We start from the raw sequence: 16,150 nt of genomic DNA on the forward strand, positions 1-16,150 counted from the left end.
GAGAGAAAGACGAAATGCGGGAATAGCTCAGCTGGTAGAGCACAACCTTGCCAAGGTTGGGGTCGCGAGTTCGAATCTCGTTTCCCGCTCCACTCTTTTTGTTATAGAGTGGTGAAATAAAGGCGAGTTAGCAAAGCGGTTATGCAGTGGACTGCAACTCCATTTAGACCGGTTCGACTCCGGTACTCGCCTCCAAATCTACATCGAACCATTACGTTTCGATGTTTTTTTGTAGATTGCCTGAATGGCGATACTCTGCCCGGGTGGTGAAATTGGTAGACACAGCAGACTTAAAATCTGCCGACCATTAGGTCGTGCCGGTTCGATTCCGGCTCCGGGCACCATATTTTGCGTTTCGTATTTAAAAAACTCCGGACTTTCCGGAGTTTTTTCGTTTCTGGGTTTGTAAATTTTAAAATCTTTCTTCGTTCACGAATGGGATCAAGGCCAGAATCAGTGCCTGATGATAGACAGATGAGCGGGTAAGGATGCCTTTGGTCAGTAATCCAATCGCCCCACCTTTCTGTTTGATATTGGATGTGCCGAACTGCTCATCCATTACATCACCCAATTCTTTTCCTGTTTTTACGCCGTTAAGTGCTGCTGGTGGCAGAGGAAGGCTGGCTGAGCGGGCTTCTCCATTTTGTTTGCCGTTACAGATAACCATCCAGGCAAAGGTGTGGTCGCCTTCAATGCCGGCTTCAAGACCTACCCAGTAATCCGCTGATGGTTGTTCTTTTTGGGCATTGTTTACCCGATTGCGGGCACCGAGAAGAGTTTCGGCATCAGTCATGGGTTGTTCAGCAACATTGCTGGCGACTTTTATGCCGGTAACGTTAAGTTGTTGCTGAAAAACTTCCGCAAAGGCGCTTTCTACCGCTTTGATTTTTGCAGGGTTCATTGAGGCAACAATAATACTGATGGTGTCTGGAGTGGTGCTATTGGGCAAAACAGGTGCCTTCTCAATATTTGTGGAAGTAATTAAGCGTGGAATTGTACCTGTTCCGGTGATAATGATAATCTGCACATTCGTGTGAAATTTCCCTTTTTCAGGGATGTTTGGTGTCTTTCTTCCCGGGTTCCCGGGAGGTTGTATAAGGAATTTGTTTGATGATGCGCAAAATGCTGGTCAGTGTGCTGACAGCTGTATTCGTGGGTGCTGTGATTGTTGGCGTAGGCGGCTGTAGTATGGTTGCTGATCAGGCGCAGCAACAGGCTGTTCAGCAACCGCAATAACCAAGCGCGTTAAACAGATTTTCTTCTGTTGTCATGCTCTAAAGGACAAACCTGACGCTCATTCACAACTCTGTGGCTAATATGAACGCAGGAGCGGTTCCTTTTTTCAGCAAGGCGACCGGTATTTATCTCTTAAAAGCTACCCACGCAACCCATGAGCAAAACAGACAAATCCTGTGAAGCAGGTAAAGCCAGTAATTTTCTGGAACAGATTATAGAGCGCGACCTCGCAGAAGGCCGTGTTCCCGGAAACAAAATTGTCACCCGCTTTCCGCCGGAGCCTAATGGCTTCCTGCATGTGGGGCATGCCACCTCTATCTGCCTGAACTTTGGTCTGGCGGAAAAGTACGAAGGTGAGTGTAACCTGCGTTTTGATGACACAAACCCGGAAAAAGAAGAACAGGTTTACATCGACGCGATTCAGGAAGATGTAGAATGGCTGGGCTTCCAGTGGGCGGGCAATGTTCGTTTCGCCTCCAGCTACTTTGACCAGTTCTACGAGTGGGCGCTGCATTTGATTCGCGAAGGCAAGGCCTATGTGGATCACCAGGACGCAGAAACCATGCGTGAAAAACGAGGCAACTTTAATAAGCCCGGTGTGGAAACTGCAGACCGCAACAAGAGTGTGGAAGAAAACCTGGCCGAATTCGAAAGAATGCGTGCCGGCGAGTACGAAGAAGGCAAAGCCTGTCTGCGTGCCAAGATCGACCTGCAGAGTGCCAACATGAATATGCGCGATCCGGTGCTATACCGTATTCGTAAGGTTGCTCACCACCAGACCGGCGACAAGTGGTGCATCTACCCGAGCTATGATTTTGCTCATGGGCAGGAAGATGCCATTGAGGGCGTGACTCACTCCATCTGTACTCTGGAGTTCCAGGATCACCGCCCTCTGTATGAATGGTTTCTGGAAAATCTGCCGGTACCGGCCAAGCCAACTCAGTATGAGTTTGCCCGTACCAACCTGAACTATGTAGTGACGTCCAAGCGTAAGCTGAAGCGCCTTGTCGATGAAAAACTAGTCACCGGCTGGGATGATCCTCGTATGCCAACTGTTTCTGGTATGCGTCGCCGTGGTTACACGCCGGGTTCTATTCGCAAGTTTGCGGAAATGGTCGGCATCAGCCGTACGGATGGTATTGCTGATTTCTCCATGCTGGAGCATGCGATTCGTGATGACCTGAACACCAATGCTGGTCGCGCCATGGCGGTTCTGAATCCTTTGAAGGTTGTCATTACCAATCTGCCAGAAGGTGAAACCCAGAATATGACGGCTCCGGTTCATCCGAATCGTCCTGAGTTGGGTGAGCGTACGCTGCCGTTTACCCGCGAGCTGTATGTTGACCGTGCGGACTTTAACGAAGACAACACTTTGTCCCGTAAGAAGTTCAAGCGTCTGGTCAGTGAGGAATATATTCGTTTGCGTGGTGCTTATGTGATTAAACATGAGGAAACCATCAAGGACGAAAGCGGTGAGATTGTAGAAATCCGTTGCAGCTATGTGCCTGGCACCGTGGGTGAGAATCCACCAGAAGGTGTTCGCCCCCGTGGTGTAATTCACTGGGTGTCCGCTGAGCTTGGTAAGAAGGCTGAGCTGCGTATTTATGATCGCCTGTTCAACCATGAAGCTCCAGACCGTGGTGATGAGGACTTCCTGACTCATATGAACCCTGAGTCTTTCAAGGTCACCGAAGCCTGGGTTGAGCCAAGTCTGGTAAATGCTGACCCGGAGCAGAGCTTCCAGTTCGAGCGTGAGGGATACTTTGTCGCGGATCGTTACGACCACAGTGCTGAAAAGCCTGTGTTTAACCTGACGATTGGCCTGAAAGACACTTGGGCTGCCAAAGCGTAAGGCAACCTGCTGAGACAGTTGAGGGAAACTGACGTGTTACAGATTTACAACACCCTGTCCCGTAAAAAGGAAGAGTTTAAGCCGATTCATGACGGCGAGGTTCGTATGTATGTGTGCGGTATGACCGTATACGACCTCTGTCATATCGGGCACGCCCGGGTGCTGGTGTCTTTCGATGTGGTGACCCGTTATTTGCGTTCCCGCGGATACAAGGTGACCTATGTTCGCAACATTACCGATGTTGATGACAAGATCATCAAGCGTGCGAACGAGAATGGTGAAGAGTTCACCGATCTCACCACCCGTATGATTGCCGAGATGCACAAAGACGGCGCTGAGCTGGGGGTTCTTCCTCCCGATGAAGAACCAAAGGCAACGGCTTATATCGCTGAAATGCAGGACATGATCAGCACGCTGATCGACAAGGGCTTTGCGTATGCGCCGGGTAATGGCGATGTGTATTACCGGGTTCATAAGTTTGAAGGCTACGGCAAGCTGTCCGGCAAGATTCTGGAAGAGCTGCAGGCCGGTGCCCGCATTGGTGTGGAAGAGCAGAAAGAAGATCCGCTGGATTTCGTGCTCTGGAAAGGGGCGAAAGAGGGCGAGCCTTACTGGGAATCTCCCTGGGGTAACGGTCGCCCTGGCTGGCATATTGAGTGCTCCGCTATGGGTAAGTGCTGCCTTGGCGAAACGTTTGATATTCATGGCGGTGGCCCGGATCTTAAGTTCCCGCACCATGAAAACGAAATTGCACAGAGTGAAGCAGCTAATGGCAAAGCCTTTGTAAACACCTGGATGCATGCTGGTGCTGTGCGGGTGGATAACGAAAAGATGTCCAAGAGTCTGGGCAACTTCTTCACCATCCGTGAAGTCTTGGAAAAGTATCCGGCTGAGGTTGTGCGTTACTTCCTGATCTCCAGTCAGTACCGTAGCCCAATCAATTATTCAGAAGATAGCCTCAAAGAAGCGGCTGTTCGTCTGGAGCGTTTGTATACGTCTCTGAATGGTCTGGATGTTGAAGGAGTGGCGCCTGAGCGGGGTACTGAATTTGAGCAGCGTTTCCATAAGGCAATGGAGGATGATTTTAATACTCCGGAAGCTTTGGGTGTGCTGTTTGAGCTGGTACGAGCCCTGAACAAGGCGCGCGCAGACAAGGCTGGCAATGCATCTGAGCTGGCTGCTCTGGTGAAAGAGCTGGGTGCTGTTCTGGGTATTCTGCAGGACAATCCTGAGTCATTCCTGAAATCCGGTGGTGATGTTGATGAAGCCTGGATTCTGGAAATGATCGAAAAGCGTAAGGCGGCCAAAAAGGCAAAGAATTTTGCCGAAGCGGATCGTGTACGTGAGGAGCTTGCAGAGAAGGGCGTGCAACTGAAGGATACCCGCGAAGGTACAACTTGGCAGATTGAACGTTGATGTGATGTTATTCCAGTAAAGTATGACCTTGAAAAAGCACCTATGGGTGCTTTTTCTTTTTAGAGGTTGGCGTGAGGGAGAGAGGTCCCTTTTTCTGGGGTGCTTTGGAAGTAGGGATGGCTCATGAGCTGGTCGATATCAGGTCGTTCTGGTAGAGGGGCGCAGCAGAATTGAACTGCGTCAATGGCTTCTTCGGGTATGGGGGGTGACCATTGTCGCAATCGTCTTTTGAAGTGGGGAGTGCCGGGTTCTTTGTCTGGATTGTCGGTACGCCATTGGAACAATTCCTGTCGGTTTAGTGTATGTGGGTAAGGGTTGTCACCTGTAAATGCAGTGATCACAAGAACGCCTATTCCCCAGATGTCTCCAGCCATTACATTTTCTATGGGGCCACTGGCGGACATGATCTCTGTTGAGATGTAGTTTGCACTGCCACTTTTTAGCAGAATGGTTGCGTCGGGGCCGGCGTAGCTAGCCAATCCAAAGTCAGCCAGTTTGATCATGATGGGATTTAGACCGTCAAAAGTCAGAAGGATATTTCTTGGCTTTAAATCTCTGTGGGCATAGTGGCGATGGTGGATGTACTGAATGGTTTTGGCGATAACCTGAGTGATTCTTCGAATGTTTTGGTGTGTGAATCGGAAGTGTTCGTTTCGTAGCAGGCTTTTCATGTCACCATGTGGAATGTACTCAAGTGCCAGCCATAGTTCCTCACCATTGTCTGTCTGATTGATTGCCATACCCTGGATTTGCACAATGGCTTCGTGTTGGAGCTCTTTCAAAAAGTAGGCTTCACGATAGAGAAAGCGAGCCTTTTCGTGCTGCAGGTTTATCTTCTTGAAAACAAGCATTTCCTTTCCAGGTTTTGGGGCTTTATATAAATGAACGGCTCCAAACTTTCCGGTATGGAGTTCGTTATAAAAGCGCCAGTTAAGTAATTCGGGACGATTTTCTATTCCCATGGCTTCAAGCTGTACAAAGGATGGGTAATCCCGCTCTCCTGATAATGTCGGAATTGAGGGAGGGGTTGCGGTTGTTGCAGGAGTGCTTGGCGGAGGCATTGGGGTATATTTGGGTTGTGGCGTTCTAAAAGCACTTGGTTTTTTTTCGAGGGTAAGTGTCCCGAATGTCTGGATGAGGCCTTCCATGGGTGTTTGAGGGGGATGACTGGTTGGTGTGATCGTGTGTCGTGTTATCCCTGAAAAGGTGATGTTTGAGAGTGTGAATAGTTTTCCTTTGCCCTCTTTGATAGTTGGTATTTCAAGGTAATCTGGGGAACCCTTAACTGTTTTGCTGAGTTTTGCCTCATGGGGTGTGAGGTCTAGATCTGCGGTGGGGCGTGCGTGAAGGATTTGGGTGAATAATTGTCCAAGGGTGGTGCGATGACCATCGTAGTCTGTCTCATCATTGATAAGCCAGCATGCAAATAGCATGTTTCCTGAAGCTCCGAGTTTTTCTCCAACGAGGAAAGTCGCGTTGTTCTCTCCCATGTATCTCTTTAATGGGATGCCGGGCTGTTCTACTTTTATTAATTTTTTGAAATCTGAGGGAGATGGTGGTGAGGCTTCTGTGAGGGGGCGAATGGTGACTGTTATCCACTCTTGGTCAATAAGTTGTTTGCTCACTATTTGTTTAATGTTCGCAGTGGTGCCATTTGTTTTTAAAATGGTTATGTACCAGGTGCTGTAGACAGGAAGACATGTACCGCAAAGACAAATAAGGATGAGGTTGTTAATCCAAAACTTTATACGCATCGTTGCCTTTATGCTGCTATTTCGGTGCAAGGATTGCACAGAGGGGTAGAGTAGTTGCTATTGTGCAGGTTGCATTGAGAAGGGCTGTGTACAAAAAACTACGTTTTTACCATACAGAAATTACAAGGCTCTGGTTTATGATGGCCTTATTCCAATCTTCCGGAGACATGTAAGGGAATTATCCCTTGGCGCACAGTATGTTTTTGACTCGTTTCTTTACTCCTCAGGCCAATAATCGTTTTTCTTTTACCCGCGAGCAGGCCAGTCAGTTTGCCAAGCAGGTGGCTAACGATTTTAATCCTATTCACGATGTTGATAGCAAAAGATTCTGTGTGCCTGGTGATCTTCTGTTTGCCAAGATTCTTGCGGAGGAAGGGGTGAGTAAAAGCCTGCGTGTTCACTTTAAAGGAATGGTTGGTGACGATGAATCATTGTCGTTAATTGACTTGCCCAGTGGATGCAAAGCGCTGGCAAATGAATCCGGTAAGGAATATCTGGAAATTTGCAGTGATGGCGAGCGAATTACGGATGCTGGTGTTATTGAAAAATTGATTCGTAGTTATGTGGCGTTTTCCGGAGAAAACTTCCCTCACGTGCTGGTGCCGTTAATGAAAGATGGCGGCGTGATGATTAACCCGGCACGCCCATTAGTGATTTATGAAAGCATGTCCATTGATCTGGACCGTACAGATCTTGTGAATCCTGAGCTGGAAGCTTGTGGTGCTGAACTGCAGGTGGATGGTCGTCGCGGTAATGTTTCTCTGGAATTTATTTTTAAGGATGGCGGTGAAGTCGTTGGGCGCGGTAAGAAGACCATGGTTCTCTCCAGTCTTCGTGAATTCGATCAGCCGGTTATGGATGACATTGTTGATCAGTATATTCGGCGGCGAGATGACTATCAGGGTGGTTTTGCGGCCTGAGCGTTTTTGAATTGAATATATAAAGAAGGGGCTTCAAACGAAGCCCCTTCTTTGTTTTGGCTGAAAGAATTAGTTGGATTTTTTCAGGTAGCAGCTCAGCAGTACGATGCGGGTGCCATTGACCCGGCCTTCAATGTGATCGGGGTTCGAGGTTAGGGAGATGTTTCGAACCGCTGTTCCCCGTTTGGCGGTGAAGCCGGCGCCTTTTACCACAAGGTCTTTAATAATGGTAACAGTGTCGCCATCTTGAAGAGGGGTGCCGTTACTATCTAAGGTCGGCGCATTATCTTCATCGTCACCGCTTAATCCGGCTTCTGCCCATTTCTGGATATCATCTTCCAGATAGAGTATATCCAGTAAATCCTGTGCCCAGCCTCCGGCAGGCAGGCTCTTCAGTAGGCGCCACGCCATTACCTGTACAGCAGGGTTGGGGTTCCACATGCTGTCCCGCAGGCAATGCCAGTGGTTTTCATCCAGTTCGCTGGAATTGATCTGGCCCTGACACTTCTGACAAATCAATGCGCACTGATCAGCTGAAGAATCTGAAGGGGCAACTTCGTACACGCCAAGATTGTCTTCAGAGCTGCAAAGTTCGCACTTGGATTCGCTGCGCTGATGCAGGGTTTGTTCAACGGTCATGGTTTTACACCTGGGAAAGTTAAGGCGGCGTATTATGGGGTGGCGCTTAATTATAAGAAAGGTAGGAGAGATAGTGGCTGTTTCTTATATTTCTGCTTAATCTGTAATAAGTTCGATATGAGTTAACTGTTTGTTGGTGATGTGTTTTTTGCCGTTGACGAAGGCCTCATGGATCAGTAATATTCGCCGCGTCTGCTGAACACGGCAACGCATTCAGCAACAAGTTTCGGGGTATAGCGCAGTCTGGTAGCGCGCCTGCTTTGGGAGCAGGATGTCGGGAGTTCGAATCTCTCTACCCCGACCAGTTTTGAGAATTCAGATTGTTTTAACGGCTCATGTTTATGGGTTAGTAGTTGTCTGACAGTTTTCGAGCGCCCGTAGCTCAGTTGGATAGAGCAATGGCCTTCTAAGCCATCGGTCGCAGGTTCGAATCCTGCCGGGCGTGCCATTTCCAAAACTTCCCAGTGCATTTATTTTTGTCGCCTTCTGCGGTTTTTTTCTTGTGTCTAGGATTTGTTGGTAGGGCTTGTAAGTTTTGGTGGGTCAGGTAGTATGCCGATCTGCTTGTGGGGTGTGAAAGCCTTGCGTTTTAAAGAATTGTGGTGGACGTAGCTCAGTTGGTAGAGCTCAGGATTGTGACTCCTGCGGTCGAGGGTTCGATCCCCTTCGTCCACCCCACTTTAAAAAATGCTGGAAATGGTTATAAAATAACGTTTTCAGTTGTCAGAGGGTCCAGTGGGCTTTTTGATAAGTGTTTGAAAGATAAGATGGTGGACGTAGCTCAGTTGGTAGAGCTCAGGATTGTGACTCCTGCGGTCGAGGGTTCGATCCCCTTCGTCCACCCCATTCCCCTTTGGGTTGGTCTTGTTTTTCGGTTTGATGGTGGACGTAGCTCAGTTGGTAGAGCTCAGGATTGTGACTCCTGCGGTCGAGGGTTCGATCCCCTTCGTCCACCCCAATTTGATTAATTATTCGATATTTGGATAATTGATTGATCTGCGGATGTGGTGGAATTGGTAGACACGCTGGTTTTAGGTACCAGTGCCGAAAGGCGTGAGAGTTCGAGTCTCTCCATCCGCACCATTAAATTTGAATTAAGGGGATAAGCATGCTTATCCCCTTTTTTCGTACGTGAATGTCGTGCAAATCTGCAGTCCGCTGAAAAGCTTTGTTCTGTGCGACCAAAGAATCTGATACCCTGTTGCACTTTTCTGAGCTTTCAACTGAAAAACGCTCGTAGCAACACTTGGTTTATGAGGATTAACCATGCAAGTCTCACTTGAAACGACTTCCGGCCTCGAGCGCCGTTTGACTATTACGGTACCTGCTGAAACCGTAGAGACTCAGGTGGATGCCCGCCTGAAGAAAATGAGTAAGCAGGTGAAGCTGGACGGTTTCCGTCCTGGCAAAGTACCGTTTAAGGTAGTTAAAAAGCGCTACGGTCTGAGTGCACGCCAGGAAGTCCTGGGTGAGGTCATGCAGTCTTCCTATATGGAAGCCGTGATCAAGGAAGAACTGCACCCTGCAGGCGCTCCTAAAATTGAACCCAAAAATATTGAAGAAGGTAGCGATCTGGAATTCATCGCTGTTCTGGAAGTTTACCCTGAAATCGAACTGGGTGATTTCTCCAAGATCGCGGTTGAAAAGCCTGTAGCTGAAGTGGCTGACGAAGACGTTTCCAAAATGCTGGAAACCCTGCGTGAGCAGAGCAAGTCTTTTGAAGAAGTGGCTGAAGACGCTGTTGCTGAACTGGGCGACACTGTTGTTATCGACTTCAAGGGCACTGTTGATGGCGAAGCTTTCGACGGCGGCGCTGCTGAGGGTCAGGAATTGGAGCTGGGCTCCGGTCGCATGATCCCAGGTTTTGAAGACGGTATCGTTGGCATGAAGGCCGGTGAAGAGAAAGACGTTAACGTCACTTTCCCTGAAGATTACCAGGCTGAAAACCTGAAAGGTAAAGACGCTGTCTTCGCTATCGCTGTTAAGACAGTGAAAAAGCCTGTTCTGCCTGAAATGGATGATGACTTCTTTGCCCGTTACGGCGTGAAGGAAGGTGGTCTGGAAGGTTTCCGCACTGAAATCACCAAGAACATGAATCGTGAGCTGAGCCAGGCAGTTAAGAACAAGGTTAAGAATCAGGTTATGGATGGTCTGCTGGACGTTCACGCTGTTGACCTGCCAGCCGCTCTGGTTGATCAGGAAATTGATCGTCTGAAGGAGCAGGCTGTTCAGCGTTTCGCTGGTCAGGGCATGCAGGGTCTGGACGCTTCCGCGCTGCCAGGCGAAATGTTCAAGGCTGAAGCTGAGAAGCGCGTACGTCTTGGTCTGATTGTTGGCGAAATCGTTAAGGCGAAAGAGCTGAAGGCCGATGAAGATCGTGTTCGGGCTATGATTGAAGAGATCGCTTCTGCTTATCAAGAGCCTCAGCAGGTTATCGATTGGTACTACGGTAACGAACAGCAACTGAGTCAGGTTCAGTATGTTGTGCTCGAAGAGCAGGTGGTAGATACTATTCTTGAAGCTGCTCAGGTAACTGAAAAGGCCTGCGGCTACGAAGAAGCTATCAAGCCGGCCCCGGCCAAAACCGAAGAGGGTGCCGAAGAGGAAGAAGCTGAAGCCTGATTAAGGCGGACGTTTTTCACTCCCCCCGGCCCCTGAACGGAATGTCGCCATAAGGCGGCATTCCAGACTGACAAGGAGCCACCCAAGGATATGTCCAATTTTATCGATTACCGCGCTCCCGACATCAGTGCCAGCGGATTGGTGCCGATTGTTGTGGAACAAACTGCTCGCGGTGAGCGTTCTTACGACATCTACTCCCGATTACTCAAGGAACGGGTCATCTTCCTGGTTGGACAGGTTGAAGACCATATGGCCAACCTGATTGTTGCCCAAATGCTGTTTCTTGAAGCCGAAAATCCTGACAAGGATATTCATCTCTACATTAATTCTCCCGGTGGTTCGGTAACAGCTGGTATGGCGATTTACGATACCATGCAGTTTATCAAGCCAAATGTCTGCACCTACTGTATTGGTCAGGCGGCCAGTATGGGTGCTCTGCTGCTGGCATCCGGTGAGAATGGTAAGCGTTTCTGCCTGCCTCACTCCCGGGTTATGATTCACCAGCCACTGGGCGGATTCCAGGGGCAGGCCTCAGATATTGAGATTCATGCCCGTGAAATCCTGACCATCAAGGAAAAACTCAACAAGGTTCTAGCTCATCATACTGGCCAGCCTCTTGAGGTTGTTGAGCAGGATACTGACCGGGATAACTTCCTGTCTGCTGAAGATGCCATGAAATATGGTCTGGTGGATAAGGTTATGGATCGCCGCGTTCAGGATGATGAGTCCGGTAAGTAGGTTCTTTGATATCTCCGAACCTGTGCGGTCATAATATGTGACCGTGCAGGTTTTTCTGTATTTTGAGGCAGTGTTTTGCAGCTATCTTGTGCCGGTTTTGTTACTGAATGGGGTTTGACCTTGAAAAATCAGTATAAAACCCGCATCTTGTTTGTGAGTGGACAGGATAGGTACCGGATGTGCCGGCTCTGATGAAGAGTGTGATAAAAGACCGTATTTCTATTAATCTGTGTCTTTATTGACTGTTTCTCGATTGTGTTTCTCAATTATATAGTCCCGTGATAACAGGGTATTAGCGAATGACCGACCAAACAAATGGAAAGGGCGAAGACGGCGGAAAGCTTCTTTACTGCTCCTTCTGCGGCAAGAGCCAGCATGAAGTGCGCAAGCTCATTGCTGGTCCCTCGGTCTTCATCTGTGACGAATGTGTTGATCTCTGTAACGATATTATTCGTGAAGAGGTTCAGGAGAATGTGCCTGAAGGTGCCAGCGAAAAGCTGCCTGTGCCCCGGGAGATCAAGAATATTCTCGATGAATATGTCATTGGTCAGCAACGTGCCAAGAAAGTCCTTTCTGTGGCCGTTTATAACCATTACAAGCGACTGCAGGCCGGCGACAGCCGCAAAAAAGACGATGTGGAGCTCGGCAAGAGCAATATCCTGCTGATCGGACCGACTGGTTCTGGTAAGACTCTGCTGGCCGAAACTCTGGCCCGTCTTCTTAACGTTCCTTTCACCATGGCTGACGCAACAACTCTGACCGAAGCCGGTTATGTGGGTGAAGACGTTGAAAATATTATTCAGAAGCTGTTGCAGAAATGTGACTACGATGTAGAAAAAGCCCAGATGGGTATCGTCTATATCGATGAGATTGACAAGATTTCCCGCAAGGCTGACAACCCATCCATCACCCGTGACGTGTCCGGTGAAGGTGTGCAGCAAGCGCTGCTGAAACTGATTGAAGGAACGGTGGCTTCTGTTCCTCCCCAGGGCGGCAGAAAGCATCCTCAGCAGGAATTTCTGCAGGTAGATACCTCTAACATTCTGTTTATCTGTGGTGGTGCGTTCGCCGGCCTGGAAAAAGTTATCCGTGACCGTACCGAAAAGGGCGGCATTGGTTTCACTGCCGAAGTGAAGAGCAAGGATAACGGCAAGAGTGTTGGTGAAACGTTCAAGACTGTTGAGCCGGAGGATCTGGTGAAGTTCGGCCTGATTCCTGAGTTTGTTGGCCGTCTGCCGGTTATCGCAACTCTGGAAGAGCTCGACGCTGAAGCTCTGGTTCGCATTCTGACTGAGCCGAAGAATGCTCTGACCAAGCAGTATGGCCGTCTTCTGGAAATGGAAGATGTGGAAGTGGACTTCCGTCAGGACGCTCTGGAAGAAGTGGCTAAACAGGCCATGGAGCGTAAGACCGGTGCCCGTGGATTGCGTTCTATTCTGGAGAACGTGCTGCTCGATACCATGTATGACATTCCGTCTGACAAAACCATTACCAAGGTTGTGGTTGACGGCAGTGTTATCCGTGGTGACTCTGAGCCGCTGTTAATGTACGAGAACAAAGAGCAGCCTCAGCAGCGTGCGTTGCCTGAGGAATAACATCTCTGTTTTTGGTAACAGTAAAAGGCCGGGTTGTTACCCGGCCTTTTGTTTTCTGAACAGTTACCCATAACTGTTTGTCTTAACTTTCTCTGATTCTCACGCCTGTTATCGACACTGACTGCTTCGCAGGAACCTGTAGAGCAGGTAAGAGTCTGAGGTTTGACCCTGTTTGTCCTTGTATTTTGTGACTTGAACCCTCATCTTAGATGACAAGCTCTTCATGACAACAGGGTCATTAGAGCACCTCCGGTTAAAACGTATTTTTGATAACCGGAAAGTACAACAAGAGAGGGCTGTATATGGAACAACAAGATACTCGTCAGCGCGAAAGGACTGAGCTGCCACTGTTACCGCTGAGAGACGTCGTCGTCTATCCTCACATGGTTATTCCCCTGTTTGTTGGGCGAGACAAATCCATTCAGGCTCTTGATGCTGCAATGGAAGCTGATCGCCGTATTTTTCTTGTTGCCCAGCGTAATGCCCAGGATGATGATCCGGGTTCTGATGATCTTTATGAGCTGGGTACGGTCGCCAATATTCTTCAGCTTTTAAAACTCCCTGATGGCACCGTTAAGGTTCTTGTTGAAGGCGGCCAGCGTGCCGTTATGAAATCTATGGAAGTGCAGGACAAATACTGTACTTCTGTTATCGATATTCTCGAAGAAGATGAAGTCGAAGAGCGTCGTGGTGAGGTTCTTACCCAGTCGCTCTACAGTCAGTTTGAGCAGTATGTTCAGCTGAGCAAGAAGGTTCCGGCAGAAGTTCTCAGCTCCCTTTCTGAGGTAAGTGAGCCTGCCCGTCTGGCAGACAGTATTGCTTCTCATATGGTTCTTAATGTTGAAGAGAAGCAGAAGATTCTTGAGATTGTTGATCTGGTTGAGCGTCTTGAATACCTGATCAACCTGATGGAAACCGAGATTGACCTGCTTCAGGTTGAGAAACGTGTCCGTGGCCGCGTTAAGAAGCAGATGGAGCGCAGTCAGCGGGAGTACTATCTGAATGAACAGATGAAGGCTATCCAGAAAGAGCTGGGTACGCTGGAAGATGAGCAGGATGAGCTGGAAGCCCTGAAAGAGTCCATTGAAAAGGCAGAAATGCCTAAAGAGGCAATGGACAAAGCCATGGCTGAGCTGAAGAAGCTCAAGCAGATGTCTCCAATGTCTGCGGAGGCTACCGTGGTGCGTGGTTACATTGACTGGATGATCAATGTGCCCTGGAAAAAGCGCAGTAAGGTTCGTCATGACCTCAAGCGCGCTGAAAAGATTCTTGATGAAGATCATTACGGTCTGGAAGAAGTTAAAGAGCGTATCCTTGAATACCTCGCCGTGCAGCAACGTGTCCGCAAACTTAAAGGTCCGGTTCTGTGTCTGGTAGGCCCTCCTGGTGTTGGTAAAACCTCTTTGGGTGAGTCTCTTGCCCGGGCCACTAACCGTAAGTTTGTGCGTATGGCCCTTGGTGGCGTGCGTGATGAGGCTGAGGTTCGCGGTCACCGGAGAACCTATATTGGTTCTATGCCTGGCAAGCTGATCCAGAAGATGTCTAAATCTGGCGTGAAAAACCCACTGTTCCTGCTGGATGAGATCGATAAGATGGGCGTTGATATGCGTGGTGATCCCGCATCTGCGCTGCTTGAGGTTCTTGATCCGGAACAGAACAGTGCCTTCAACGACCACTACTTGGAAGTGGATTACGATCTGTCAGACGTGATGTTTGTCTGCACATCTAACTCCATGAATATTCCTGCGCCTTTGCTGGATCGTATGGAAGTGATCCGTATTCCGGGTTACACGGAAGATGAAAAGATTAATATCTCCCGTCGTTATCTGGTGCCTAAGCAGCAGAAACGTACAGGTCTGAAGAAAGGTGAGCTGGACGTCAGTGATGATGCTGTGCGTGACCTGGTGCGCTACTACACCCGCGAATCTGGTGTTCGTGGTCTTGAGCGCGAAATTGCCAAGATCTGCCGCCGAGTTATCAAAGAGAAAGCCCTGGGTCGTGAAGATGTGACTGATGTGGTTGGTCCTGATGATCTTGAACATTACTCCGGTGTGCGTAAGTTTAACTATGGTCTTGCCGAAGAACAGGATCAGGTGGGTCAGGTCACTGGTCTGGCCTGGACGTCCGTTGGTGGTGAGCTGCTGACAATTGAAACTGTTTCTGTCCCTGGCAAGGGCCGGGTGACTAAAACAGGTTCTCTCGGTGATGTCATGCAGGAGTCTATTCAGGCGGCAATGACTGTTGTTCGCAGCCGTGCACAAGTTCTGGGTATTCCTGCGAACTTCCACGAAAAGAACGATCTGCATATCCATGTGCCGGAAGGTGCGACGCCTAAAGATGGCCCAAGTGCCGGTATTGCCATGTGCACAGCGCTGGTTTCCGTACTCACGGGTATTCCTGTGCGTGCTTCCGTAGCCATGACTGGTGAGATTACTCTCCGTGGTCAGGTGCTGGCGATTGGTGGCCTGAAAGAGAAACTGCTTGCCGCTCACCGTGGCGGTATTCGTACGGTTCTTATTCCTGATGAGAATGCCCGTGACCTGAAGGAGATTCCTGAGAATATCAAACAGGATCTAGATATTCGTCCGGTGAAGTGGATTGATCAGGTTCTTGAGGTTGCACTCCAGTATGTTCCCAAGCCACTGGTTGAAACGGAAGCTGTGGTGAAAGAAGAAGAGGGTAAAGAAGTCAAGGAAACAGGTATCAATACCCACTGATTTATTTCTGGTAATAATGAGTCGGCGCAAGAAAATTCCCGCGTCGGCTCTTTATTTTAGCGGTCTTCTTGACAGTTAAGGAAATCAGTTGGTATAAAAAATACCTATAAACTTAGACATGCCTGGACGTTCTGCCCAACGGGTTTTACCGTAACTTTTCTGAGTTTACCGGTGTTCAGGGAGAGCACTGGAATGTCTGCAGGGCAGATGTTCTACCGGGTTTCACATCACGAGAACGATGAGTATATCGTAAGGGGAAAAGAGTGAATAAATCAGAACTGGTTGATGCTATTGCGGCTTCTGCTGACATCCCTAAGGCCTCTGCAGGCCGTGCACTGGATGCTGTAATCGATTCCATCACCGGAGCATTGACCGGCGGTGACGCTGTATCTTTGGTTGGATTCGGTACTTTCGACGTGAAAGACCGCGCCGCTCGTACAGGCCGTAACCCACAGACTGGTCAGCCTATCGAGATTGCTGCCTCCAAGGTGCCAAGCTTCAAGGCTGGTAAGGCTCTGAAAGAAGCTGTAAACGGTTAATCCCAGATTAGCCATAGCGGTTTCAAAAGGCGTGCCCTGTGGGTGCGCCTTTCTTTTGTCTGAGATAAATACCCATTGGCAACGTTTTTGGATAGGTTGCTGTCCATAAAATATTGTTAATA

12 protein-coding genes and 9 tRNA genes are annotated in these 16,150 nt (G+C 49.0%); 18 read left to right on the forward strand and 3 right to left on the reverse strand.

Annotation, left to right across the window (positions count from 1 at the left end; genetic code table 11):
* The first annotated feature begins 16 nt into the window (after positions 1-16).
* From ACY2RR_RS09520 to ACY2RR_RS09530, 3 genes are all read left to right on the forward strand, one after another.
* Positions 17-92, forward strand: a tRNA-Gly gene (locus ACY2RR_RS09520).
* Between the two features lie 29 nt (positions 93-121).
* Positions 122-195: transfer RNA gene (locus tag ACY2RR_RS09525), tRNA-Cys, on the forward strand.
* A gap of 62 nt (positions 196-257) precedes the next feature.
* Positions 258-344, forward strand: a tRNA-Leu gene (locus ACY2RR_RS09530).
* 68 nt (positions 345-412) lie between these two features.
* On the opposite strand, the gene yjjX is transcribed toward ACY2RR_RS09530, so the two are convergent.
* Positions 413-1,027, reverse strand: a complete 615-nt coding sequence (gene yjjX, locus ACY2RR_RS09535) for an inosine/xanthosine triphosphatase (RefSeq protein ID WP_490107917.1) — start codon at positions 1,025-1,027, stop codon at positions 413-415.
* Positions 1,028-1,110: 83 nt separating this feature from the next.
* Here yjjX and ACY2RR_RS09540 point away from each other — a divergent pair, with 83 nt between their 5' ends.
* From ACY2RR_RS09540 to cysS, 3 genes are all read left to right on the forward strand, one after another.
* On the forward strand, positions 1,111-1,236 hold the full coding sequence (locus ACY2RR_RS09540; protein ID WP_490107918.1) for a hypothetical protein: 126 nt from the start codon (positions 1,111-1,113) through the stop codon (positions 1,234-1,236).
* A 154-nt stretch (positions 1,237-1,390) separates the two neighbouring features.
* The gene (locus ACY2RR_RS09545; RefSeq protein ID WP_490107919.1) at positions 1,391-3,088 is read left to right on the forward strand and encodes a glutamine--tRNA ligase/YqeY domain fusion protein; all 1,698 of its coding nucleotides are present in this window, start codon (positions 1,391-1,393) and stop codon (positions 3,086-3,088) included.
* Positions 3,089-3,121: 33 nt separating this feature from the next.
* On the forward strand, positions 3,122-4,504 hold the full coding sequence (gene cysS / locus ACY2RR_RS09550; RefSeq protein WP_490107920.1) for a cysteine--tRNA ligase: 1,383 nt from the start codon (positions 3,122-3,124) through the stop codon (positions 4,502-4,504).
* Between the two features lie 59 nt (positions 4,505-4,563).
* Here cysS and ACY2RR_RS09555 read toward each other — a convergent pair whose 3' ends face one another.
* Complete coding sequence (locus tag ACY2RR_RS09555; RefSeq protein ID WP_490107921.1) at positions 4,564-6,258, reverse strand: serine/threonine-protein kinase; 1,695 nt, start codon at positions 6,256-6,258, stop codon at positions 4,564-4,566.
* A 197-nt stretch (positions 6,259-6,455) separates the two neighbouring features.
* Here ACY2RR_RS09555 and ACY2RR_RS09560 point away from each other — a divergent pair, with 197 nt between their 5' ends.
* Positions 6,456-7,178: a DUF3581 family protein gene (locus ACY2RR_RS09560; RefSeq protein WP_490107922.1), complete on the forward strand. Its 723-nt coding sequence runs from the start codon at positions 6,456-6,458 to the stop codon at positions 7,176-7,178.
* Between the two features lie 69 nt (positions 7,179-7,247).
* Here the strand turns inward: ACY2RR_RS09560 and ACY2RR_RS09565 are convergent, their stop codons facing one another.
* Positions 7,248-7,817 carry a PhnA domain-containing protein gene (locus ACY2RR_RS09565; RefSeq protein ID WP_490107923.1) on the reverse strand — a complete coding sequence of 190 codons (570 nt, stop codon included), beginning with the start codon at positions 7,815-7,817 and terminating at the stop codon, positions 7,248-7,250.
* Between the two features lie 227 nt (positions 7,818-8,044).
* Between ACY2RR_RS09565 and ACY2RR_RS09570 the strand changes: the two genes are divergently transcribed.
* The 11 genes from ACY2RR_RS09570 to ACY2RR_RS09620 all read left to right on the forward strand — a co-directional run bounded on the left by ACY2RR_RS09570 (position 8,045) and on the right by ACY2RR_RS09620 (position 16,028).
* A tRNA-Pro gene (locus ACY2RR_RS09570) sits at positions 8,045-8,121 on the forward strand.
* A gap of 67 nt (positions 8,122-8,188) precedes the next feature.
* Positions 8,189-8,265: transfer RNA gene (locus ACY2RR_RS09575), tRNA-Arg, on the forward strand.
* Positions 8,266-8,419: 154 nt separating this feature from the next.
* Positions 8,420-8,495, forward strand: a tRNA-His gene (locus tag ACY2RR_RS09580).
* A 92-nt stretch (positions 8,496-8,587) separates the two neighbouring features.
* Positions 8,588-8,663: transfer RNA gene (locus ACY2RR_RS09585), tRNA-His, on the forward strand.
* A 36-nt stretch (positions 8,664-8,699) separates the two neighbouring features.
* Positions 8,700-8,775, forward strand: a tRNA-His gene (locus tag ACY2RR_RS09590).
* Positions 8,776-8,815: 40 nt separating this feature from the next.
* Positions 8,816-8,900, forward strand: a tRNA-Leu gene (locus tag ACY2RR_RS09595).
* Between the two features lie 183 nt (positions 8,901-9,083).
* Positions 9,084-10,439 carry a trigger factor gene (tig, locus tag ACY2RR_RS09600; protein WP_490107924.1) on the forward strand — a complete coding sequence of 452 codons (1,356 nt, stop codon included), beginning with the start codon at positions 9,084-9,086 and terminating at the stop codon, positions 10,437-10,439.
* Positions 10,440-10,529: 90 nt separating this feature from the next.
* Positions 10,530-11,177 (forward strand): ATP-dependent Clp endopeptidase proteolytic subunit ClpP, encoded by a 648-nt coding sequence (gene clpP, locus ACY2RR_RS09605; RefSeq protein WP_490107925.1) that lies wholly within the window; start codon positions 10,530-10,532, stop codon positions 11,175-11,177.
* Positions 11,178-11,476: 299 nt separating this feature from the next.
* Positions 11,477-12,772, forward strand: coding sequence for an ATP-dependent Clp protease ATP-binding subunit ClpX (gene clpX / locus ACY2RR_RS09610; RefSeq protein ID WP_490107926.1), 1,296 nt, complete (start codon positions 11,477-11,479; stop codon positions 12,770-12,772).
* 302 nt (positions 12,773-13,074) lie between these two features.
* A complete protein-coding gene (lon, locus tag ACY2RR_RS09615) occupies positions 13,075-15,489 on the forward strand; it encodes an endopeptidase La (protein ID WP_490107927.1) in 2,415 nt (804 codons plus the stop codon).
* Between the two features lie 263 nt (positions 15,490-15,752).
* Positions 15,753-16,028, forward strand: coding sequence for an HU family DNA-binding protein (locus tag ACY2RR_RS09620; protein WP_490107928.1), 276 nt, complete (start codon positions 15,753-15,755; stop codon positions 16,026-16,028).
* Positions 16,029-16,150 lie beyond the last annotated feature (122 nt).

The organism is Parendozoicomonas sp. 2304DJ65-17, assembly GCF_058148445.1.